The sequence below is a fragment of the Herbaspirillum sp. genome (assembly GCF_017744395.1).
Taxonomy (GTDB): Bacteria; Pseudomonadota; Gammaproteobacteria; order Burkholderiales; family Burkholderiaceae_D; genus Herbaspirillum.
This window is the reverse complement of record NZ_JAGIBI010000001.1, coordinates 1237884-1259327: the sequence shown is the minus strand read 5'-3', so window position 1 is coordinate 1259327 and position 21444 is coordinate 1237884. Positions and strand designations below refer to the sequence as shown.

Annotated in this window: 19 protein-coding genes and 1 riboswitch; of the genes, 6 read left to right on the top strand and 13 right to left on the bottom strand. The window is 65.4% G+C overall.

The annotated features are described in order from the left end of the window. Positions 1 to 117 precede the first annotated feature (117 nt). Together J7548_RS05765 and J7548_RS05760 are read left to right on the top strand one after the other, a co-directional pair. Positions 118 to 1059: a CysB family HTH-type transcriptional regulator gene (locus tag J7548_RS05765; protein ID WP_290971503.1), complete on the top strand. Its 942-nt coding sequence runs from the start codon at positions 118 to 120 to the stop codon at positions 1057 to 1059. 13 nt (positions 1060 to 1072) lie between these two features. Continuing rightward, a complete protein-coding gene (locus tag J7548_RS05760; RefSeq protein ID WP_290971501.1) occupies positions 1073 to 2752 on the top strand; it encodes a chloride channel protein in 1680 nt (559 codons plus the stop codon). Positions 2753 to 2830: 78 nt separating this feature from the next. Here the strand turns inward: J7548_RS05760 and J7548_RS05755 are convergent, their stop codons facing one another. Both J7548_RS05755 and J7548_RS05750 read right to left on the bottom strand, forming a co-directional pair. Next, on the bottom strand, positions 2831 to 4708 hold the full coding sequence (locus tag J7548_RS05755; protein WP_290971500.1) for a chemotaxis protein CheA: 1878 nt from the start codon (positions 4706 to 4708) through the stop codon (positions 2831 to 2833). Continuing rightward, positions 4708 to 5430: a protein phosphatase CheZ gene (locus J7548_RS05750; protein WP_290971498.1), complete on the bottom strand. Its 723-nt coding sequence runs from the start codon at positions 5428 to 5430 to the stop codon at positions 4708 to 4710. Before J7548_RS05750 ends, J7548_RS05755 begins: the two co-directional genes overlap by 1 nt. 465 nt (positions 5431 to 5895) lie before the next feature. Further along, a riboswitch (cobalamin riboswitch) is annotated at positions 5896 to 6175 on the top strand. 64 nt (positions 6176 to 6239) lie between these two features. Here J7548_RS05750 and J7548_RS05745 point away from each other — a divergent pair. Genes J7548_RS05745 through J7548_RS05735 form a run of 3 tightly spaced genes read left to right on the top strand, consistent with a single transcriptional unit; the run spans position 6240 to position 10056 of the window. Further along, entirely contained in the window at positions 6240 to 8240 is a 2001-nt protein-coding gene (locus tag J7548_RS05745; protein ID WP_290971496.1) for a TonB-dependent receptor, read from the top strand. Between the two features lie 32 nt (positions 8241 to 8272). Next, the gene (locus J7548_RS05740; protein WP_290971494.1) at positions 8273 to 9256 is read left to right on the top strand and encodes an iron ABC transporter permease; all 984 of its coding nucleotides are present in this window, start codon (positions 8273 to 8275) and stop codon (positions 9254 to 9256) included. Next, positions 9253 to 10056, top strand: coding sequence for an ABC transporter ATP-binding protein (locus tag J7548_RS05735; protein ID WP_290971492.1), 804 nt, complete (start codon positions 9253 to 9255; stop codon positions 10054 to 10056). The genes J7548_RS05740 and J7548_RS05735 overlap by 4 nt, the downstream gene beginning before the upstream one ends. Before the next feature lie 11 nt (positions 10057 to 10067). Here J7548_RS05735 and J7548_RS05730 read toward each other — a convergent pair whose 3' ends face one another. From J7548_RS05730 to J7548_RS05715, 4 genes are read right to left on the bottom strand one after another with little or no spacing between them, the layout of a single operon-like run. Further along, positions 10068 to 10943 carry a cobalamin-binding protein gene (locus J7548_RS05730; protein ID WP_290971489.1) on the bottom strand — a complete coding sequence of 292 codons (876 nt, stop codon included), beginning with the start codon at positions 10941 to 10943 and terminating at the stop codon, positions 10068 to 10070. 2 nt (positions 10944 to 10945) lie between these two features. Beyond that, positions 10946 to 11785, bottom strand: coding sequence for a pantoate--beta-alanine ligase (gene panC / locus J7548_RS05725; protein WP_290971487.1), 840 nt, complete (start codon positions 11783 to 11785; stop codon positions 10946 to 10948). A 45-nt stretch (positions 11786 to 11830) separates the two neighbouring features. Further along, complete coding sequence (locus tag J7548_RS05720) at positions 11831 to 12730, bottom strand: ScpA family protein (protein WP_290971486.1); 900 nt, start codon at positions 12728 to 12730, stop codon at positions 11831 to 11833. A gap of 10 nt (positions 12731 to 12740) precedes the next feature. Next, positions 12741 to 12944, bottom strand: a complete 204-nt coding sequence (locus tag J7548_RS05715; RefSeq protein ID WP_290971485.1) for a DUF3460 family protein — start codon at positions 12942 to 12944, stop codon at positions 12741 to 12743. An 86-nt stretch (positions 12945 to 13030) separates the two neighbouring features. On the opposite strand from J7548_RS05715, the gene bamE reads away from it, so the two are divergent. Further along, the gene (gene bamE / locus J7548_RS05710) at positions 13031 to 13555 is read left to right on the top strand and encodes an outer membrane protein assembly factor BamE (RefSeq protein ID WP_290971483.1); all 525 of its coding nucleotides are present in this window, start codon (positions 13031 to 13033) and stop codon (positions 13553 to 13555) included. 72 nt (positions 13556 to 13627) lie between these two features. On the opposite strand, the gene J7548_RS05705 is transcribed toward bamE, so the two are convergent. From J7548_RS05705 to J7548_RS05675, 7 genes are all read right to left on the bottom strand, one after another. Next, on the bottom strand, positions 13628 to 15331 hold the full coding sequence (locus J7548_RS05705) for a Na/Pi cotransporter family protein (RefSeq protein WP_290971482.1): 1704 nt from the start codon (positions 15329 to 15331) through the stop codon (positions 13628 to 13630). Beyond that, on the bottom strand, positions 15328 to 16119 hold the full coding sequence (locus J7548_RS05700; protein WP_290971480.1) for an HAD-IIB family hydrolase: 792 nt from the start codon (positions 16117 to 16119) through the stop codon (positions 15328 to 15330). The genes J7548_RS05705 and J7548_RS05700 overlap by 4 nt, the downstream gene beginning before the upstream one ends. After that, positions 16116 to 16991 carry an endonuclease/exonuclease/phosphatase family protein gene (locus J7548_RS05695; RefSeq protein ID WP_290971478.1) on the bottom strand — a complete coding sequence of 292 codons (876 nt, stop codon included), beginning with the start codon at positions 16989 to 16991 and terminating at the stop codon, positions 16116 to 16118. The genes J7548_RS05700 and J7548_RS05695 overlap by 4 nt, the downstream gene beginning before the upstream one ends. Before the next feature lie 117 nt (positions 16992 to 17108). Next, positions 17109 to 17942 carry a carbohydrate ABC transporter permease gene (locus J7548_RS05690; protein WP_290971476.1) on the bottom strand — a complete coding sequence of 278 codons (834 nt, stop codon included), beginning with the start codon at positions 17940 to 17942 and terminating at the stop codon, positions 17109 to 17111. Next, entirely contained in the window at positions 17939 to 18814 is an 876-nt protein-coding gene (locus J7548_RS05685) for a sugar ABC transporter permease (RefSeq protein WP_290971473.1), read from the bottom strand. Before J7548_RS05685 ends, J7548_RS05690 begins: the two co-directional genes overlap by 4 nt. A 143-nt stretch (positions 18815 to 18957) precedes the next feature. Then, a complete protein-coding gene (locus J7548_RS05680) occupies positions 18958 to 20241 on the bottom strand; it encodes an ABC transporter substrate-binding protein (protein WP_290971471.1) in 1284 nt (427 codons plus the stop codon). An 86-nt stretch (positions 20242 to 20327) separates the two neighbouring features. Next, complete coding sequence (locus tag J7548_RS05675; protein ID WP_290971469.1) at positions 20328 to 21380, bottom strand: ABC transporter ATP-binding protein; 1053 nt, start codon at positions 21378 to 21380, stop codon at positions 20328 to 20330. Positions 21381 to 21444 lie beyond the last annotated feature (64 nt).

The window sequence follows — 21444 nt, the reverse complement described above, 5'->3', positions numbered from 1 at the left end:
TAGTATTTATTTGCTTATATACGCCTTTGGCATATGCAAATGAGGCGGCTGAGCGCATGAGCGCGCCGCCCGGCAAATAAGCGGCCAAGGCCGCCGGGTAGTCAGCGAGGGCTTTCCATGAATCTTCATCAATTCCGTTTCGTGCGCGAAGCGGTGCGCCAGAATTTCAACCTGACCGAAGCGGCCAAGGCCCTGTATACCTCGCAGCCTGGCGTTTCCAAGGCCATCATCGAACTCGAGGAGGAGCTGGGGGTCGACATCTTCACCCGCCATGGCAAGCGTATCCGCGGCCTGACCGAACCCGGCCGGGCGGTGCTGCGCTCGGTGGAGCTGATCATGCAGGAAGTGGACGGCTTGAAGCGCATCGGCAAGGAATTCGCCGCCCACGACAGCGGCAGCTTCACCATCGCCACCACCCACACCCAGGCACGCTATGCGCTGCCCAAGGTGGTGCAGGCCTTTACCCAGAAATATCCCAAGGTGCACCTGTCGTTGCTGCAGGGCAATCCCAAGCAGATCACCGAAATGGTCCGCAACGACCAGGCCGACATCGCCATCGCCACCGAGGCGCTGGCCTCGGGCGAGGGCCTGGTGTCGCTGCCGTGCTACCAGTGGGAGCACGTGGTGGTGGTGCCGCCCGAGCATCCGCTGCTGCAATCCAAGAGCCTGACGCTGGAAGAGATCGCGGCCTACCCGCTGATCACCTACGACTCGGCCTTCAGCGGCCGCAGCAAGATCGACCATGCGTTCTCGCTGCGCCACCTCAAGCCCGACGTGGTGCTGGAAGCCATCGATGCCGACGTCATCAAGACCTATGTCGAGCTGGGCATGGGGGTGGGCATCATCGCCGGCATCGCCTTCGACGCCGACCGCGACCGCGGCCTGCGCTCGATCCCGGCCGGCCACCTGTTCGGCACCAACGTCTCGCGCGTGGCCCTGAAGCAGGGGGCTTACCTGCGCGGCTATGTCTACACCTTCATCGAATTGCTGGCGCCTACGCTGAACCGCAAGCTGGTGGCGCAGGTGATGGACGGCGAGAAGGACATGTACGAGCTATAAGGGAAATCCAGCAATGAGGAAAGTATGGGCCGCGGCATCGCAGCCGCAGCGCCATTTGCGCCGCCTGTGGCTGCAATACGGGATCTTGTGGACGGGCGCGGTCATCGCCGGCCTGGTGGCGGTGCTGTATGCGCGCCTGATCGATTTCGGCTTCGGGCTGTTCCAGGGCATGCAAAGCCGGCACCACTGGCTGCCGCTGCTGCTCACGCCGGCCATGGGGGCGCTGTGCGTCTGGCTCACGCGCCGGTATTTCCCCGGCTCGGAGGGTAGCGGCATCCCGCAGGTGATCGCGTCCCTGGCCGAGCAGGGCGAGCACACTTCCAAACTGGCGCAAAAGCTGCTGACCGTGCGCATCGTGCTGGGCAAGATCGGCCTTTCCTTCCTGGGCATCTGCTCCGGCTTCACCATCGGCCGCGAAGGCCCGACGGTACAGGTGGGCGCGGCGCTGATGTACAACATGCGGCGCTTTTACCCGCGTCCCAGCGTTATCCTGGAAAAGCGCCTGGTCCTGGCCGGCGCCGCCGCCGGCCTGGCGGCCGCCTTCAATACTCCGCTGGCGGGGATCGTGTTCGCCATCGAGGAACTCTCGCGCAGTTTCGAGCAGCGCGCCAGCGGTGTGGTCATCACCGCCATCGTCTTCGCCGGCGTGGTGGCCCTGGGCCTGACTGGCAACTATACGTATTTCGGCACCATCGCCGCCAGCGCCGACAGCGCGCGCGAGGTGATCGTGGCGGTGATCCTGTGCGGCTTGCTGATGGGCGGGGCCGGCGGTTGCTTCTGCTGGCTGCTGCTGAATATGCCGAAGTGGATCCCGGCGCCGCTGCTGCGGCTGCGCACCGGGCGCCCGGTGCTGTTCGGCGCGCTGTGCGGCCTGCTGGTGGCGGCCATCGGCGTGGCTGCCGGCGGCGCCACCTTCGGCAGCGGCTATGTCGAGGCCAAAGGCTTGCTTACCGGGCAGCAGGAGCTGGAGGGCATCTACCCGCTGGCCAAGATGGCGTCGATGGTGGGCTCCTACCTGCCGGGCATCCCGGGCGGCATTTTCGCGCCGTCGCTGTCCATCGGCGCCGGTTTCGGCAACCTGCTGCACATGCTGTTCGGAGACATCTCGCTGCCGGTGCTGATCGCCCTGGCCATGGTGGGATACCTGGCGGCGGTGACGCAGTCGCCGATTACCGCTTTCGTGATCGTGATGGAAATGATCGACGGCCATGCGCTGGTGATCTCCCTGATGGCGACCGCCTTGCTGGCCAGCCGCGTCTCGCGCTTTTTCGCGCCGCCGTTGTATGAGGCGCTGTCGGAACGCTATGCGTCGCCTCCGGCGCCGGCGACGCCGCCAGCAGATCCGGTTTCATCCGGACGGCACAGCGAAGCGGACGAGCAGGTTTCTCCGAAGGAAGCCATTCCCGATTCTGTGGCACAGGCTTTGAAGCCGGAGGCGAAGGAGGCGGATGCGAGCCAGCCGCAAACGCCGGATATCGGCGCTGCGGAGCCGCCCGCTAACAAGAAGGCGCAGGCATCGCCCCGCAAACCGAAGCCGGCGCGCAAGCGGCAGCAGGCCAAAGCGGCGCAGCCGGCGGCCCAGCCTGTTTCATCGGCTGCGGCTTTCGATGAGCTTGTCGCAAAGGCAGCGCCGCAGCCTGCCAAGAGCGCCAGGAAGATTTATCGCCAGGGTGACTTGTTCGACGGCATGTGACAGGCAGCACAATGAAAAACGGCCGGGTCTGAGCAGACCCGGCCGTTTTTTTGACTCGGACGTTTTGCGCTTGCGCCGTCAGACTTGCGCCACCGCCGAACGTTCGGTGTCGTTGCAGCCGTCCAGCAGGAAGGACAGGCCCACTACCAGCACCAGTTCGCCTTCGGCCGAACGGGCCGTGCCGGTGATGCCGTTGGTATGGATCGCCGTGAGCGGCTTGATCACCAGGTCGGCCGTGCCTTCCACCGATTGCACGCCGAGGATGTAGGGATGCGGCACCGCCATCACCACGCCCACGCGTTCGTTGCCCGGTTCGTAGCCCAGGACCCCGGCCAGCGAATGCACCGGCAGCGGGCGGCCCTGGTCGCGCAGCACCGGCGCGCCGCCGACTTCGTCGAAGGTTTCCGGCAGTTCGACCACGCGTTCCACCACCGCCATCGGCAGCGCCAGCGGCGCGCCGGCGCAGCGCACCAGCATGGTCGGGATGATCGACAGTTCGATCGGCAGGCGGATCGAGAACTTGGTGCCCTTGCCGATGGTCGAGTCGATGCGGATGGTGCCGCGGTGCTTTTCCACCGCGGTCTTGACCACGTCCATGCCGACGCCGCGGCCGGACACGCTGGAAGCCACTTCCTTGGTCGAGAAGCCGGGCAGGAACACCAGTTGCAGCGCCTCATCGGCGGTCAGCGCCTGGTGCTCGGTGATCAGGCCCTTGGCCAGCGCCTTGTTGCGCAGCATCTCGGGATCCATGCCCTTGCCGTCGTCGAACACTTCGATCATGACGCTGCTGCCGGCCTGCCATGCGTGCAGCGAGATGGTGGCCTTGTTCGGTTTGCCGGCGGCGGCGCGGTCGACTTCGATGCCGTGGTCCAGCGAGTTGCGCAGCATGTGCACCAGCGGGTCGTAGAGGCTGTCCACCACCACGCGGTCGACTTCGGTTTCGGCGCCGGTGATGACCAGGTCGACATCCTTGCCGAGATCCTTGGCCAGTTCGCGCACCAGGCGCGGGAATTTCTGGAACAGGCGGCCGACCGGCTGCATGCGGGTCGACAGCGTGGCGCGCTGCAGTTCGCTGGAATAGCGCGAGGCGCGGCCCAGCGTTTCGGCCAGCGTCGACATCAGCGCCGCGGCGGTGCCTTCGAACTTGAATTGCTGCAGCTTTTCCAGCAGCACGGCGGCCTGGTTGGCGGCTTGCACCGATTCGCCGGCCACTTCCAGCAGGGCGTCGAGCTTGCCGGCGTCGATACGGATGCTTTCTTCCTTGGCGCTGTCCGAGGCGCGGCGGTTATGCTGCGGGGCGCCGGCGGCCGGCTTGGCGTCGCCGCCGGCTTCTGCCGCGGAGGCGGCAGCCGGGGCGGGCGCGGCTTCCACCGCGGCGGCAACAGGCGCGCTGACGCCGGTGGCCGGCGTACCGGCCGAGGCGCCGGTCACGGCCTGGTACATCGATTCCCAATCCAGCTGGCCGTCCTTCATGACGCTGGCGCCGTTGGGCGCGGCTTGGCCCGCGGGAGCCGCCGGTGCGGATGCAGGCGCTGCCGCTGGAGCTGCCGCCGCGGCGGGGGTGCCGCTCTTGCCTTCGATGGCCTGGGTCAGGATGCCTTCCAGGGTCGGCGGCATCGAGGCCAGGCTGTCGGGCGCGGCGCCGTTGGAGAGTTCGTTCAACTGGTCGGCCACGAAACCGCTGGCTTGCAGCGCGGCTTCGATCGCCAGCGGCGTGACCGGCGCCTTGCCGGTGCGCAGCGCGTCGAACAGGTTTTCCGTCAGGTGGCAGGCCGATACCATGGCCGGCAGGTTGACGAAGCCGGCGCCGCCCTTGATGGTATGGAACGCGCGGAACACCGCATTGAGGATTTCCAGATCGTCAGGATGCCGTTCGAGCGTCAGCAGATGCTCTTCCACGTTGGAGGCCAGCTCCAACGCTTCCACGACAAAATCCTTGAGCATTTCGTCATCCATTAGAACCCCAGGCTATCGAGTAAGTCGTCCACGTCATTCTGGCCCATGGCGGTGCCGGGAGCGGCAGGGCCGTTGAGCAGGGAAACCGGCTTTTCCGCTTCGATCTGCGCGCGCACTTCCGGCGGCGCGTTGTCGCGCAGCAGTTGCGCCAGTTCGCGTTCGGCGACGGCGGTGATGCCGACGATCTTCTTGATCAGCTGGCCGGTGATGTCCTGGAAGTCCTGGGCCATCATGATTTCCAGCATGCGGGCCTTTTCCGCTTCGGTCGATTCCAGCACCGCGCTGGAGAATTTCTGCGAGTCGCCGGCCAATTGCTTGAATTCGTCGATGCTCATCTGGCCGGCATACAGCCTGGCCCAGCGCTCGTTGATGTCCTTGGCGTGCTCTTGCAGGCGATCCTGGGCGGGCATGCCCGAATCCAGCGCGTTGAGCACCTTGTTGGCGGCCTGCTCGGTCAGGGTGGCGACGTGTTCCAGGCGGCCTTGCGCATCGCCGATCTGGGCGGCGACGTCGGTCAGGGAGCGGTCGTAGCCCAGTTCGCGCATCGAATCGTGCAGCAGGCGCACGATGCCGCCCAGGCGTTCGTACATCGGCTTGTCCGACTGGTCTTCGGCGACGGCCGGCTGCGCGGCGGCGGCAGGCGCCGCTTCGGCGGTCATCGCCGGCAGCGTCTGCGCGGAAATCTCGTCAAACAATGCTTCCAAATCAACGTCGTCGCTCATGATCTCAGGTTCTCCCTACAAATTTGGTGCACTTCCATGTTGCCCGTTCCGGCAGGCCCAACGGGCGTCTCTTGAAGCTGCGTTTGACGCTTGAAACGCCTGGCCCGGGTGGCAGGGGTATCCAATGCTTATCGGCACAAGTGGTCGGAGTCTGAAGGCCGTCAGGCCGCGACAGCGATCGGGCGGTTCCGGCTGGCGCCAGACCGGCCCAAGTTACCGGTTGGCTGAGTATAGGGCGCGTATCGGCCGAGCCATCGGCCAAATAGCGAGTGAAATCCCCCCATTTGTTCCCATTTCCCCGTGGCCCGGATCCCCTCGATCCGACCCCGCTTGTGGCGATTTTCCATTCTTTTGCGACGCCGCGGCAAATTTTAGCGAGCTTTTTCCGAAAAGCAATCTTTGGGACGCATTTCCTTGATGTGCCTCAGACGCCACGCCGGCCTTGTTGCGTTGCCTTCGTCGCGCTTACAATTGCGCGGTTTTGGTGCCCGCAGGCGCGTCCGCGCCCGCAGTTAAACGGGAAACACGAACTGGCGCATGCCGGATGCCGCATCCGCATTGTCAAAAAGTAACGTGTGCTGCCCCCGCAACGGTAATCAGGCGCCGGCCCCCGGATGCTTTCGCATCCAGTCAGGAGGCCGGCCATCCATCTCCAAGCCACTGTGCTTTCGGCGCAAGCCGCGGCATGGGAAGGCCGATGGTGCCGCCTGAAGCCCGGATACCGGCCAAGACAGGAGGGGACTTAACGGTTTCCGTGGAATCCGGCTTGCGGGGAGGCAGGCCGGAGAACTCACATTTTTATACCCACAATGAAGCAATCCCAATTCCAGCCGCGCCGCAAGGCCGGCAAGCCGGCCGCCCTGCGCGCCGCCGTTTCGCTCACTTTGTCCGCGTTGGCAGCATGGAGCTACACCCCGGCGCAGGCCCAGACCAGCGGTAATGCCGCCGCCAACGGCACCCTGGCGCCGGTGGTGGTTTCGGCCTCGCGTTTTCCGAATGATCCGGCGTTTCCGCCGGTCGCTGCTACCGTGATTACCGCCGAGCAGATCCGTGAGGCCGGCATCGACAACGCCAACGAGGCGATCCGCAAGCTGGGCGGCGTCTATGGTCGCCAGAGTTTAGCCGGCCCGAATGACTTCCCGCTGGATTTGCGGGGCTTCGGCACCAATGGCGACCAGAACATGGTGGTGCTGGTGGATGGTGTGCGCATTTCGGAAAATGAATTGACCACGCCGCTGCTGTCCTCGATTCCCATCGAGACCGTCGAGCGCATCGAAATCGTGCGCGGCGGCAGTAGCGTGCTGTACGGCAGCGGCGCTACCGGCGGCACTATCCAGATCATCACCAAGCGCCCGCAGGCCAATGCCGGTTACGGTTCCATCGTCGGCGAAGTCGGCACCGACGGCCAGCGTGCTGGCCGCGCCTTTGTTTCGCGCGGTTGGGAGAACATGTCGATTGATGCCAGCTACGCCAAGGCGCGTAGCGACGGCTGGCGCGATAATACCCACTCCAACCAGGAAAATTTCAGCACCACGGTGCAATGGTTCGCCAGCGACTGGCGCTTCGGCTTGCGCGCCAATATCGCGCAAGCCGATTATGGCTTGGCCGGCGCGCTTTCGCTGGCGCAGTTCAATGCCAATCCGCGTCAGACCAAAACACCGTTCGACTATGGTTCGTATGACAACAACAGCATCACGGCCTTCCTGGAACGCCGCTTCGGTGCTTTCGACGTTGCGGCTGAATTGTCGCATCGGGAAAAGGTGGCGCGCGCAAACTTTGTATCGAGCACTTTCCAATCCAACACCAATGTACGTAATACCCAATTCTCGCCGCGCATTCGCCATGTGCTGGAGAGCGGCGGGGTAAAGAACGAGTTGATCGCCGGGGTCGATCTGTCGGAATGGAACTTGAATGGCAATTCGTCCTTTGCCGGCTTCCCTAGCAGCTCCGACGCCAGCCAGCGCTCCAAGGCCTTCTACCTGCGCGATGAAGTCGAATTCGCCAAGAACGCCCGCATCGCCGCCGGTGTGCGCCGCGAGATCTTCACGCAAAGCAGCACATCCGCGGGTTATGGCATGAGCACCGGCGTCAATGCCTGGGACCTGCAAGCCAGCTATGCGCTGGTGCCGTCGCTGCGTATCTTCGTCAAGACCGGACAGAGTTACCGCCTGGCGACTGTCGATGAAAACAATGCCAACGGCTTGCCGACCGGCCAGATCCTCAAGCCCCAGGTCTCGCATGACCTGGAATTCGGAGCGACCTGGGGCTCGGCCGATCGCCAGTTGACGGCCAAGTGGTTCCGCCACCGCGTGCGAGACGAGATTTACTACGATCCGACAGTTGGTTTCTTTGGCGCCAACACCAACCTCGATCCCACCAAGCACCAGGGGATTGAATTGGAGGGCAAGGTACGTGTGACTGACACCGTCACCGCCAGCGCGACCTACCAGCATGTCGAGGCCAAGTTCACCGAGGGCGTCAACAACGGCAAGGAACTGGCTCTGGTGCCGAAGAATATGTTTTCCGCCCGGGTCAACTGGAAATCGGGCAACCAGAGTGCCGACGCCGGGGTGCGCTGGGTCGATAGCCAGCGCTATGGTTCCGACTTCGCCAACACCTGCGCGGCACGCATGCCGTCTTACACGACATTGGATGCTCGCTATGCCGTGCGCGTGAATGCATGGGAGTTCGCCCTGACCGGCACCAACCTGACCGATCGCAATTATTTCTCGCAAGCCTTTGCCTGCCAGGGCGGCATCTACCCGGAAAACGGCCGGGCGGTAAAATTCACCGCCCGCTACGATTTCTGACGATGCTTTCCTGACCCCTGGCCGCTATACCGATGCGACGTTACTTCTGGCTGTTGTCCGCCTTGCTGCTGCTGTCCGTGTTCGCACTGGCGGCGGCCGCATTGTGCGGCAGCAGCGGTTGCCTGCGTCCATCGGCATCGGCCGATACCGTTTCCCTGATGCTGTCCTTGCGCGTGCCGCGCGCGCTGACGGCGTTCGCCGTAGGCGCCTTGCTGGCACTGGCCGGCGCGCTGATGCAGGTGCTGCTGCGCAATCCTCTGGCCGATCCCTATGTGTTGGGCTTGTCGGGCGGGGCGGCGGCCGGCGCCTTGCTGTCCATGCTGGCGGCGTTGTACTTCGGCTTGTCGCCGCATCTGGTCACCGCGCCCGGCGCCTTGCTGGGGGCGGCGCTGGCGGTGCTGCTGCTGTTCGGGCTGGTGCGCCAGTCGCTGCGGCACCTGGCCTTGTCGCCGCTGCTGTCGAGCCAGCGCCTGCTGCTGACCGGCGTGATGCTGGCCGCGGGTTTCGGCGCCGTCATTTCCCTTTCCTTGTCGATCGCGCCCGATTCGCAGTTGCGCGGCATGGTGTTCTGGCTGATCGGCGACCTCGATGACGCGCGCCTGTTGCCATTGGCCGCGGGCGTGCTGCTGCTGGCGCTGCTGTGGGCGGTGCGCCATGCGCCGGCGCTGAACCTGCTGGCGCGCGGCGACAGTTTCGCCCAATTGCTGGGGGTGCCGGTCCTGCGCCTGCGCGTGATGACGCTGTGCGCGGCATCGGCGGCCACGGCGGCGGCGGTCGCCATGGCCGGCACCATCGGCTTCGTCGGCCTGGTGGTGCCGCATACCTTGCGCCTGCTGGTCGGCAACGACCAGCGCCTGCTGTTGCCGGCTTCGGTGCTGGGCGGCGGCGCGGCGCTGGCGCTGGCCGACCTGGCGGCGCGCACCGTGGCCGCGCCGGCGCAGTTGCCGGTGGGGGTCATCACGGCGCTGGTCGGGGTGCCGGTGTTCTTGTGGTTGTTGGCGCGGAGCCGGGCATGAGCGCTTTTCCCCAAGCGTTGCTGCGCATTCGCGGCCTGGCGCTCAAGGCCGGCGACCGTGCGTTGCTGGGTCGCCTGGACCTGGATATCCGTGCTGGCGAGTTCTGGTGCATCCTCGGCCGCAACGGCATCGGCAAGAGCACCTTGCTGCATACGCTGGCCGGGTTGCGCGCGCCGGATGACGGGCTGCTGGAAATCGGCGGCGGCAATGACCTGCGGCCGCACCGAGAATACGCGCCGGCGGCGCTGGCGCGTTTGCGGGGCTTGCTGACGCAGCACCAGTTCGATGCCTTTTCCAGTTCGGTGATGGAAACGGTGGCCAGCGGCCGCTTCCCCTATGGCGCCGGCTTCCTGCGGGCCGATGACGGCGAGCTCCAGGCGCGCACCCTGCAGGCGCTGGAGCAGGCCGGCATGGCGGGCCACCTGCATGACGACATTACCCGCCTGTCCGGCGGCGAGCGCCAGCGTGTGGCGCTGGCGACCCTGCTGGTACAGGATCCGCCGCTATGCCTGCTGGACGAGCCGACTTCGCACCAGGACATTCCGGCACAGCAATCCATCATGGCCTTGCTGCGCCGACTCGCGCTGTCGCAGGCCAAGGCGGTGGTGGCGAGCTGCCACGACATCAACCTGGCCTCCGGCTTCGCTACCCATGTGCTGATCCTGTCCGGGGACGGTTATCGGGCCGGCCCGTGCGATGAGGTCTTGCGGCTGGATTACCTGGAACATGCCTTCGCTTGCCGTTTGCGGGAAGTCACGGTGGATGGGCGCAGGCTGTTTGTTCCCATGTTTGCGGGTTGAGAGGCCCGCCCTTATTTTGCGCGCGCGTTGTCCAGCAATCCGCACACCTGCTCCGCCGCATCCAGCACCCGCGGCCCGGGGCGGTTGAGCCAATCGGCGTTGACCGTGTAGAGGTGCCGGTTGCGCACCGCCTGCATGCGCCCGTACTGGTGCCAGCGGTCCAGCGGCTGGCCGCTGACGTCGCTGGGGCTGAGGATGACTTGCGGATCGGCCGCGATGACGGTCTCGGCATCGACGGTGGGCGCCAACTGCTGCAGGCCGGCGAAGATGTTGCGGCCCCCGCACAGCTTCAGTACCGAAGACACCATGTGGCGGCCGTTGAGCGTCATCAGCGGCTGGCTCCAGATCTGGTAGAACACGCTGACTTCGGCGCGGCCGCGATAGCGGGTTTGCAGCGCCTGCCAGCGCGCGCGGAAATCGCTGGCGGCGGCATTGCCGATGCTGTCGCTGCCGGCCAGGCGCGCCAGTTTTTCCAGCGCATCGGCGATCATGCCGAAATCTTCCGGCTGGCTTTCATAGACGGGGATGCCGAACTCGCGCAAGCGCGCCAGTTGCGAGGGCTTGTTGCCGCCCGGCCAGGCGACCACCAGGTCTGGTTTGAGGGCCAGCAGGCGCTCCAGGTCGAGCAGGGCGAAGCCGCCCACAGACGGGAGCGCGCGGGCGGCGGCGGGATAGTCGCTGAAGCTGGTGGCGCCGACCAGCTTGTCGCCGGCGCCGGCCGCGTACAGCAGTTCGGTGATGTGCGGCGCCAGGCTGACGATGCGCCGGGCGGGCTGCGCCAGCGTGACCGGATGACCGAGGTCGTCCTTGACGGTGACCTCGGCATGCAGCGATGGCGCCATCAGGAGCAGGGCGGCGGCACAGGCCGCCGGCGCGCCGCTGCCCATGTTCAGATTTCCAGATTGTCGATCAGGCGCGTGGAACCCAGCTTGGCGGCGGCCAGCACCACCAGCGGCGCGCCTTGCGCCATGTCGCCGGCCGAGGGCGGCTGCAGGTCGATGCGCTTGCGCACGGCGACGTAGTCGGGATTCCAGCCGCGTTCGGCCAGGACGGACATGGCCTTCTTCTCGACTTCCGAGGTATTGAGCTGGCCGCCGCGCACTTCATTGGCGACATCGTTGAGCACCTTGTACAGCAGCGGCGCTTCGGCGCGTTCTTCGGCCGACAGGTAGCCGTTGCGCGAAGACAGGGCCAGGCCGTCTTCGGCGCGGTAGGTCTCGGCGCCGATGATTTCGGTGGGCAGCGCGAACTGGCGCGCCATGTTGCGCACGATCATCAGCTGCTGGTAATCCTTCTTGCCGAACACCGCCACGCGCGGCTGCACACAGGAGAACAGCTTCATCACCACGGTCGAGACGCCGGTGAAGAAGCCGGGGCGGAATTCGCCCTCCAGGATGTTGCCCAGGTCGTTGGGCGGCTGCACGCGGTATTCCTGCGGCTCGGGGTACATATCCTTCTCGGTTGGCGCGAACAGTACGTAGACGCCTTCCTTCTCCAGCTTCTCGACGTCGGCCTGGAAGGTGCGCGGGTATTTGTCGAAGTCTTCGTTGGGGCCGAACTGCAGGCGGTTGACGAAGATCGAGGCCACCACCGGGTCGCCGTGGGTGCGCGCCAGGCGCATCAGCGACAGGTGCCCCTCGTGCAGGTTGCCCATGGTGGCGACGAAGGCGGTGCGCAGCTGGCCGCGCAGGTGGTCGCGGAGTTCTTCGATGGAGGAAATGATTTTCATGCGGTATCTCGGGTGAAGGGCGGCCGGCCTGGCGTCGCCGCCGGCTCAGCTCGGCGAGTACGACAGTCTGACATAGATGGGGGCGAAGGCTTCGGCCTGGGTGATTTCGATCAGGGTTTCCTTGGCCAGCTCCAGCAGGGCGATGAAGTTCACCACCACCACCGGCACCCCGCGCGAGGGATCGAACAGGTCGGAGAACTCGACGAAACGCGCCGACTGCAGCCGGCGCAGGATGCCCGTCATGTGCTCGCGCACCGACAGTTCCTCGCGGCTGATGTGGTGGTGCGCGGTCAGCTTGGCGCGCTTGAGGATGTCGGCCCAGACCGCCTTGAGGTCGTCCATGTCGACTTCAGGCCAGCGCGTGACCACGGTCTGCTCGATGTAGACCTGGGTGCGCACGTAGTCGCGGCCGACCTGCGGCAGCGCGTCTAGCTCCTGCGCGGCCAGCTTGATCTGTTCGTATTCCAACAGGCGCCGCACCAGCTCGGCGCGCGGGTCTTCCGGCTCCTCGCCGGTATCGGCCTTCTTGGCCGGCAGCAGCATGCGCGACTTGATCTCGATCAGCATGGCGGCCATCAGCAGGTATTCGGCGGCCAGCTCCAGGTTCTGCTTGCGGATCTGGTCGACGTATTCCAGGTACTGGGCGGTGACCTGGGCCAGCGGGATGTCAAGGATGTTGAAGTTCTGCTTGCGGATCAGGTACAGCAACAGGTCCAGCGGCCCCTGGAAGGCTTCCAGGAAGACTTCCAGCGCATCCGGCGGGATGTACAGGTCATTGGGCAGCTGGAACAGCGGTTCGCCGTACAGGCGCGCCAACGCCACGCCGTCGATCACATCGGGCGTGGTGTCGGGTTGTCCTGCGGGAGTGATTTCCAGGGCGTCGGCGTTGCGCTGCTGTTCGCCGGCGTTGCCGGACGGATCGCCGCCGCCTGCGTTTGCCGTCATGCTGCCTGAATCAGTGCGATTGGTAGACGTAGGGTTGCTGGTCCACGCGCGAAGCCTTGTCGCGGGCGACCTTGTCCAGGTCGATGGGTTCCTTGTCCCACAGCAGGGCGCGGCCGGCGCGCTGCGACTCTTCCAGCTTCGGATTCTTCTGCTTCAGTTCGTCGATGAACTGGGTGATTTCAGATACGTAGGCGGTTTTTTTTCCGAAGAGCATGATATTTTCAAGCAAAATGAAACACAGAGGCTTTATTTTACCTTGTCTTGATCAGGGATAATCAAAAGGATGAGCAAGGAATGAGTATGCGAGTTTTTGAATTTGCCCGCCGTTGCGTCGCCACCGTGGGCGCTTTTGTTGCCGCCGTGGCAATGTTCGGTTGCGACCGCAACGGCAATCCGATCGAGGAGTTCGGCCTGGACAAGCTGCAAAAGGGCATCTCCACCGAAGCCGACGTGCGCGGCGTGATGGGCCAGCCCGACACCGTCTGGGACGACGGCAACGGCGCCCGCACCCTGGAATATCCCAAGGGGCCGCAAGGCATCCGTACCTGGATGTTCGCCATCGGCGCCTCCGGCACGCTGATCGACTACAAGCAGGTCCTGACCCAGGAGAACTTCGACACCATCCGCCCCGGCATGTCCAGCGACGAGGTGCGGCGCATGCTGGGCCGGCCGCGCAGCGTGGTGCAGTTCGCCCGCAAGAACGAAGAGGTGTGGGACTGGAAGTACCGCTATGTGCACGAGGACCGGCTGTTCAACGTGCATTTCGACATCGGCACCAAGAAGGTGGTGCGCACCTCGATCTCGGAGATCTTCGGCGGGCATTGAGCGCGCCGCATGGCGTGCGCGCATGAAAAAGGCCGGTTTGGAAGCCGGCCTTGTCGTTTGCGGGTTCCCTTCTCAGGGCGGTTGCGAGTAATCGCCTTCCTGCCGCTCCATCATGCGGCGCCGCTCTTCATCTTCATGGACGGTTTCCATCCGGCTGTGGCGCAGCATCCCGGCTTCGTCCAGCACCGAATAGGCGGTCGAGCAGAACAGCGAATGCATGCGCTTCATGTCGCTGATCAGGTCCAGGTGCAGCGAACTGGTTTCGATGCTTTCCTGGGTCTGGCCGGCCAGGCGGATCAGGTGGGTCTTGGCGTAGGCGCGTTCGAGGTCGCGGAAGGATTCCTTTTCCGCCAGCAGCTTCCGGGCGCTGCGCAGGTCGCCTTCGAGGAACACCGACAGGCCGAGCTGCAGGCTGGCCAGCAGGCGCGCGTGCATCTCGCAGACCTCTTGCATGCCGGCCTCGGAGAAGGTGCGTTGCGGCGCGATCTTCTTATTCTCCAGTCCCTTGACGATGCGCACGATGATGTCGCCGGCCTGTTCCAGGTTGATGGTCAGCGTGATGACGTCGGTCCAGCGCCGCACTTCGCGCGCCGAGAGCTCTTCGCGCGAGACGCGCGCCAGGTACATCTTCACCTCGGTATAGAGCTTGTCGACGTCGTCGTCGATCCGGCGGATTTGCTGGGCGCGGATGGTATCGTTTTCACGGATGACCGGCAAAAGGCAATGCAGCATCTTCTCGATCAGGTCGCCGATGCGCAGCACCTCGCGCGAGGCGTTGGCCAGCGCCAGCGTGGGGGTGTCGATGGCGCCCGGGTCGAGGTGGCGCGAGTGGATGGCGTCGTCGTCCAGCGGGTTCTCGGGCAGCAGGCGCACGCACAGTTGCGCCATTGGTTCCACCAGCGGCAGCAGCAGGCCGCAGCGCACGCTGTTGTAGAGCACGTGGAAGGCCACCACGCCGAAGCGCAGGTCGTGGCTGAACTGGGCGATCACCAGTTCGAGCTGGTTGATGAAGGGCAGCACCACGATGGCGCCCGACAGGCGGAACAGCATGCTGCCCAGCGCCACGCGGCGCCCGGCCACGTTCTGGCTGGCGGCCGACAGCAGGGCGGTGACGCCGCTGCCGAGATTGGCGCCGATCACCAGGCACAGCGCCACCTTCAGCGAGATGATGCCGGAGGTGGCCAGGGTCGCCGCCAGCAGCACCGCCGCCAGGCTGGAGTAGGTCAGCATGGCGAACAGCGCGCCGATCAGCGCATCCAGCAGCACGTCGCCGGTCAGCGTGGAGAACAGCACCTTGATGCCGGCCGTGTGCATCATCGGCCGCGTGGCCGCGCCGATCAGTTCCAGCGCCAGCAGGATCAGGCCCAGCCCGATCACGGCGCGGCCGAGGCGGCCGATGGAAGTGTGGCGGCGCGACAGGTAGACCAGCACGCCGCCGAAGATCAGTAGAGGCGACACCCACGAGAGGTCGAAGCTGAGCACACCGGTCATCAGCGCGGTGCCGACGTCGGCGCCCAGCATGATGGCCAGCGCGGGCGTGAGACCCACCAGGCCCTGCGCCACGAAGGAACACACGATGACGGCGGTGGCGTTGCTGCTCTGGACCAGGCTGGTCACGCCCAGGCCGGCGGCGAAGGCCATCCAGCGGCGGGTGATGCTGGTGGAGAGGATGCGGCGCAGCTGCGCGCCATAGACCCGCAGCACGTCCGTGCGCACGATGTGCGTGCCCCATACCAGCAGGGCCAGCGCCGACATCAGGTGCAGCAGGGTAGTCATGGCCGCGCCAGCAGGTGCCGGGTCAGTTCCGCAAAGCCCGCGCCGCAAGGCTGGCGGGTGATGAAGTGCGGCGCGTGCGCCAGGCGGTCGGCGAATTCGAGCACGTTGGCCACGCCTACCGACAACGGGAAGTAGGCGAACATCGGCGCGTCGTTGGGCGAGTCGCCGGCGAACACGCAGCGGCTGCGTTCGGCCTCGTCGGCCAGGTCCACGCCATAGCGTTCGCGCATCATCAGGCGCGCCATGCTCAGCTTGTCGTAGTCGCCGAACCAGCCGTTGACGTGGATGGAACTGATCTTCGCGGTCATGCCCGATTCCTCCATGATCCGGACGATGCGGTCGACCGCATCGCGCGGCAGCGGCGGCACGTCCTCGCAGAAATCGATCGCCAGGTCGTACTGGCGGCAGAACTGGTCGGACGCCACCGCGCATCCGGGCACTTCGCGCAGGATGCGTTCGCACACTCCCGCCAGGCGCGCGGCGTTGCCGGCGCGGCTGGCTTCATCGAGCAGGTGGCGGGTCTGCAGTTTGCCGGTTTGGGTATCGTGCCACATGTAGAGCGCTCCGTTTTCTCCGATGATGCCATCGACCGGCCATAAGCGTGCGATCTGGTCGCACCATCCGGCCGGGCGCCCGGTCACCGGGATGACCCGCAATCCCGCCTGCTGCAAAGCCTCCAGGGCTTCATAGGCCTCGGCGCTCAATTTTCCGCCGGTGGTCAGCGTATCGTCGATATCGGTGAAGATGGTAGCGACCCGCGCGTGCGGCATCTGTTCCAGCGGCCTCATCGCAGCACCAGCAATTGCGGCTGATGGTCGGAAGACTGCGTATGGCCGTCGACTTCGAAGGCATGCACATGCGGCAGCAGGTCTTCGCTGGCGAAAATGAAGTCGCAGGTGAATGCTTCGGGCCATTGTTCACGGTCATATTGACCGACATTGATCGGATGCGCTTGGTTCCCGTGCAGGTGCTGCCAGGCATCGACCAGGCGCGGCACATGCTGCGACGCATTGCCGCCGCGGCCGGCGAACGGCTCCTGCAGGCGGGCGTGCAACGGGTCTTCCGGACGGAAATTGAAGTCGCCGACAAGGATCGTCCTGGTGGCGTGCGGGAACGCGTGATAGGGCGAACCGCGGCGGTCGGCCGCCATCTCGCCGGCGGCGCGGCCGCAGGTTTCCTCGTGGCAGCGACGGATGGCTTCCACCTGTGCGCGGCGCTGCAGCGCGGAATAATATTCGAGGTGGGTATTCATCACCCGCACCGGGCCCAGCGGCGTGTCCAGCGTCACCTCCAGCAGCGTGCGCGGCATGCTGATCACGTTCGGGTCGACCGGCCACGGCAACTGGTGGCGCAGCACGCGCTGCACCGGATAGCGCGACAGCACCATGTTGCCGAAGCAGCGGCGCGTGCCGTCGGGGGCGATCACGTCGACGCCGGCGATGGGCACCGGGGTGAAGTCCGGTAGTAGTTGCGCGAATTGTTCGAACTGGTTTTCGCCGGCGCTGCCGGCCAGGCCGGGTGCCGGGTAATTGGCGCCCACTTCCTGCAGGCACAGCACGTCGAAGTCGCCCATGGCGCGCGCGTCGCGCACGATGCGCGCCGGGTCCACGCGGCCGTCGATGCCGCGGGCCCACTGGATGTTCCAGCTGATGAGTTTCATTGGTCTTCCTTGCTCTGTTGCAAACAACGGTGTTGCGATGTCGCGCGATGTCATGGTGCTTGTTATGGTCCTGCGAAGCGGGCCTCTGCGGGCCCGTCCTTGGTTCTTTGTCCTTGTTCAGCGGATGCCGGCCCGCATGAAGGACTGCACGAACTGGCGCTGGAACAGCAGGAAAGCCAGCAGCAGCGGCGCCGAGGTCATCAGCGTGGCGGCGGTGATGATGGACCAGTCGACGCCCTGGTCGGTCGAGGAAAACACCTGCAGGCCGACGGTGAGCGGGCGCGATTCGACCGAGTTGGTGACGATCAGCGGCCACAGGAAGTTGTTCCAGTGGGTGCTGATCGATACCAGCCCGAAGGCGATGTAGATCGGCTTGGCCAGCGGCACGTAGACCTGCATCAGCACCTGCAGCGCCGAGGCGCCTTCCACGGTGGCGGCCTCGTCCAGTTCGCGCGGCACGGTCTTGAAGGTCTGGCGCAGCAGGAAGATGCCGAAGGCCGAGGCGAAATAGGGCAGGCCGATGGACAGGATGGTGTCGCGCAGGCCCAGCAGGTTCATGGTGTTGTAGTTCTCGACGATCAGGATGTCGGGCATCACCATCAACTGCAGCAGCACCAGCATGAACATCACATTGCTGCCGCGGAACGCGAAGCGGGCGAAGGCATAGGCCGCCAGCGTGGCCAGCAGCATCTGCGCCGCCAGGATCATGGTCACCAGCAGGAAGGTGTTGAGGAAGTAGCGCGGGAACGGCGCGGCATCCCAGGCGTTGGCGAAGTTTTTCAGCGTCAGCGGGGCCGTCGGCGAAAAGCGCGTGGCGAATTCGGCGGGGTGGAAGGCGGTCCACACCGCGTACAGCAGCGGCAGCAGCCACAGCAGGCCGAGCACCCAGGCCGAAATCGTTTCCAGCGCCCGGTTGCGCTCGCCGAAGGGATTGGAGGTCTGCGAGATCATTGGTAGTGGGTCCTGCGGTCGAGGATGCGGAATTTGACGAAGGCGATCGCGCCCAGCATGGCCAGCAGCACTACCGTCAGCGCGGCGGCATAGGAGGAGTCCCAGAAGGCGAAGCCGACTTCGTAGATGTAGTACAGCAGCAGCGAGCTGGCGTTGTCCGGCCCGCCCTTGGTCATCACCACGATGTGGTCGACCAGGCGGAAGGAATTGATCAGCGCGTTGATCAGCACGAACAGCGTGGTCGGCATCAGCAGCGGGAACTGCACCTTCCAGAAATACTGCCAGCGGGTCGCGCCTTCCAGGCCGGCGGCCTCGGCCAGCACCGGCGAGATCTGCTGCAGCGCGGCCAGGTAGAAGATCATGAAGAAGCCGGCTTCCTTCCAGATCGCCACCACCATCATGGCGCCCAGCACGGTATCCGGATTGCCCAGCCAGTTGTGCGAAGGCAGGCCGAGCGCGCCGGTGATCTGTTCCAGCAGGCCGTATTGCGGCGTATAGAAGAACAGCCAGATGTTGGCCACCGCGATCATCGGCAGCACCGTCGGCGTGAAGTAGGCCAGGCGCAGCAGGCCGCGGCCCAGCAGGCGGTCGTTGACCCACAGCGCCATCATGATGGCCAGCGCGATCGAGACCGGGATGGTGCCCAGCGCGAACCACAGGTTGTTGAAGAAGGCGCGCCAGAACACCGGATCGTCGGCCATCAGCGCATAATTCTCCAGGCCGACGAATACCGACGGGTTGGCGCCCTTGGGCGTGGAGAAGAAGCTGTGCCAGATGGTGGCCACGGCCGGATAGTGGGTGAAGGCGACCAGCAGCACCATGGCCGGCAACAGCAGCAGCCAGGGTGTGACGGAAGAGTGGTGACGGTTCATCGGTGACCTTTATGCCTGTGCCAGCGGCAAGGGCGCGGCGGCGCGCGCCGCGGAATTCAAGTTTGCAACCCCGGCCCGCCGGCCGCCCGGCCATCATGGCGGGGACGGCGGCGGGCCGGTTTTACTGCGATGCCGGCGAACGCTTAGCGGCCGTAGGAGCGCAGGATGCGGTCCGACTCGCGCTGGGCATCCTTCAGCGCGGCTTCCGGCGCCTTGGTGCCGGCCAGGGCGGCCTGCAGGTTGTCGTTCAGGGCCTTGGTCACACGCTGGTTGTCATGCGTCGACAGTTCGGCCACGCCGTACTTCATCTGCTCGCGCGCCACGCCGGCGGCCGGGACTTCCTGCAGGTACTTCTTCATTTCCGGGGTATCCCAGGCATCCTGGCGCGGGGCCACGTAGCCGGTGGCGATCGACCATTGCGCCGCGCGCGCCGGCTCGGTGGCGAAGCGGATGAACTTCAGCGCCGCCTTTTGCTGCTCCGGCGAGGTCTTGTTGAAGACGTAGAAGTTGCCGCCGCCGGTCGGGCTGCCCGGGTGCTTGTTGCCCGGCAGCATGGCCACGCCGAACGGGAAGGTGGCGTTGGTGCGGATGTTGGTCAGGTTGCCGGTGGTGGTCCAGACCATGGCGGCCTTTTGCTCCAGGAAGTCCTTGGGCGTGGTGCCCCATTCGATCGAGCCGGACGGCATCACCTTGTCCTTGGCGGCCAGGTCGACCCAGTGCTGCAAGGCCTGCACGGCGCCCGGCTTGTCGAAGTAGGTCTTGGTGCCGGCATTGTTCATCAGGATGGTGTCGTTGGAGGCGGCCATCGCCTGGAACATCCAGTAGCCGAAGCCGGTCGAGGGGATCTTCACGCCCCATTGGCTGACGTTTCCGGCGGCATCGCGCTTGGTCAGCTTCTTGGCGGCCTCGACCATCTCGGTCCAGGTGGCGGGCGCCTTGTCCGGGTTCAGGCCGGCTTCCTTGAACAGGTTCTTGTTGTAGTACATGACGATGGTCGAACGCTGGAACGGCACGCCCCAGGTCTTGCCGCCGGTCTGGCTATTCTCCATAAAGCCCTTGTAGAAGCCGTCGATCCAGGCCTTGTCGTTGGCCAGGCCGTCGATGGGCACGATGGCGTTTTCATCGATCAGGGTGAACAGGTCGGTCGACAGCAGCACCGCCAGGGTCGGCGGGGTGCCGCTCTTGAACGCGGTCAGCGCCTTGACGATGCTTTCCTGGTAGGTGCCGGCATAGACCGCCTTGACCTTGATGTCCGGGTTGGCTTTTTCGAAGTCGGCCACCATGCTGTCGATGGTCTTGGTGACGGCGCCGCCGACGGCGACGGGGTAGTAGAAACTGATTTCGACCGGGTTGGCGGCGAAGGCGCTGGCGCCGAATGCGGCGCTGACGGCCAGGGCGGCCACGGATTTCAGGATTGCTCTGCGCATGATTGCGTCTCTCCCATAAGGTTGAAAGGTTGGCTGCAACTTGGCGGTTGCTATTGTTGGGTCTCGCTCTGCCGGCGTGTGCCGGTTCAATTGGGATGACGTCGCATCCCGGTCTGCCTGTCGAAGAAGTACTGATCCTTTGCGTCCCAGTCGAGCCGGACGTGGTCGCCCGCGCGCAGCGACAGTTGGCCCGGCGCGCGCACCAGCAGCGCGGCGTCGCCGACCCTGGCGCCGACGATGGTGTCGGCGCCGAAATATTCCACCGTCTCCACCAGCGCGGCCACGCCGGTTTCCGCCAGGCGGATATGTTCCGGGCGCAGGCCGAGCTGCCATTGTTCGCCGCCGCTGCCGGCGGCCACCGCCGGGCCGCTGCTGCCTTCGATGACGAGGCCGCCGGCGCCTTGCGCCAGCGGCAGGATGTTCATCGGCGGCGTGCCGATGAAGCGCGCGGCGAAGACCGTGGCCGGCTGCGCGTACAGTTCGGCCGGCGGCGCGTTCTGCTCGATCTTGCCGTCGCGCAGCAGGATCACTTGGTCGGCCATGCTCATCGCCTCGGTCTGGTCGTGGGTGACGTAGATCATGGTCATGTTCAGTTGCTGCTGCAGGGCGCGGATTTCGCGCCGCATCTCTTGCCGCAACTGGGCGTCGAGATTCGACAGCGGCTCGTCCATCAGGCACACCGGGGCGTCGGCGATGATCGCCCGGCCCAGTGCCACGCGCTGCTGCTGTCCGCCGGAGAGCTGGCCGGGGCGGCGGTCCAGCAGGTGCGACAGGCCGAGGATGTCGGCCACGCGCTTCAGGCGCGCCTCGAAGTTCTGCTTCGGCTCCTTGCGCACGCGCACGCCGAACAGGATGTTGTCGCGCACGTTCAGGTGCGGGAACAGCGCATACGACTGGAACACCATGGCGATCTTGCGCTGCGCCGGCGGCAGGTTGGTGACGTCGCGCTCGCCGATGCGGATGGTGCCGGTGGAGGGGATGTCGAGCCCGGCGATGAGGCGTAGCGTGGTCGACTTGCCGCAGCCGGAGGGCCCCAGCAGGACGGTGAAGTCGCCCGCCTTCACTTCGAAGTCGATGCCCTTGACGGCCTGTGCCTCGCCCCAGCTCTTGGTGATGCCTTGCAACGAAATTGATGCCATTCCGCGGTTCCCTTGTGATTCGGTCAATCTCTGGATGGGGAGCGCCGGCCATTGCCTCGCGTCC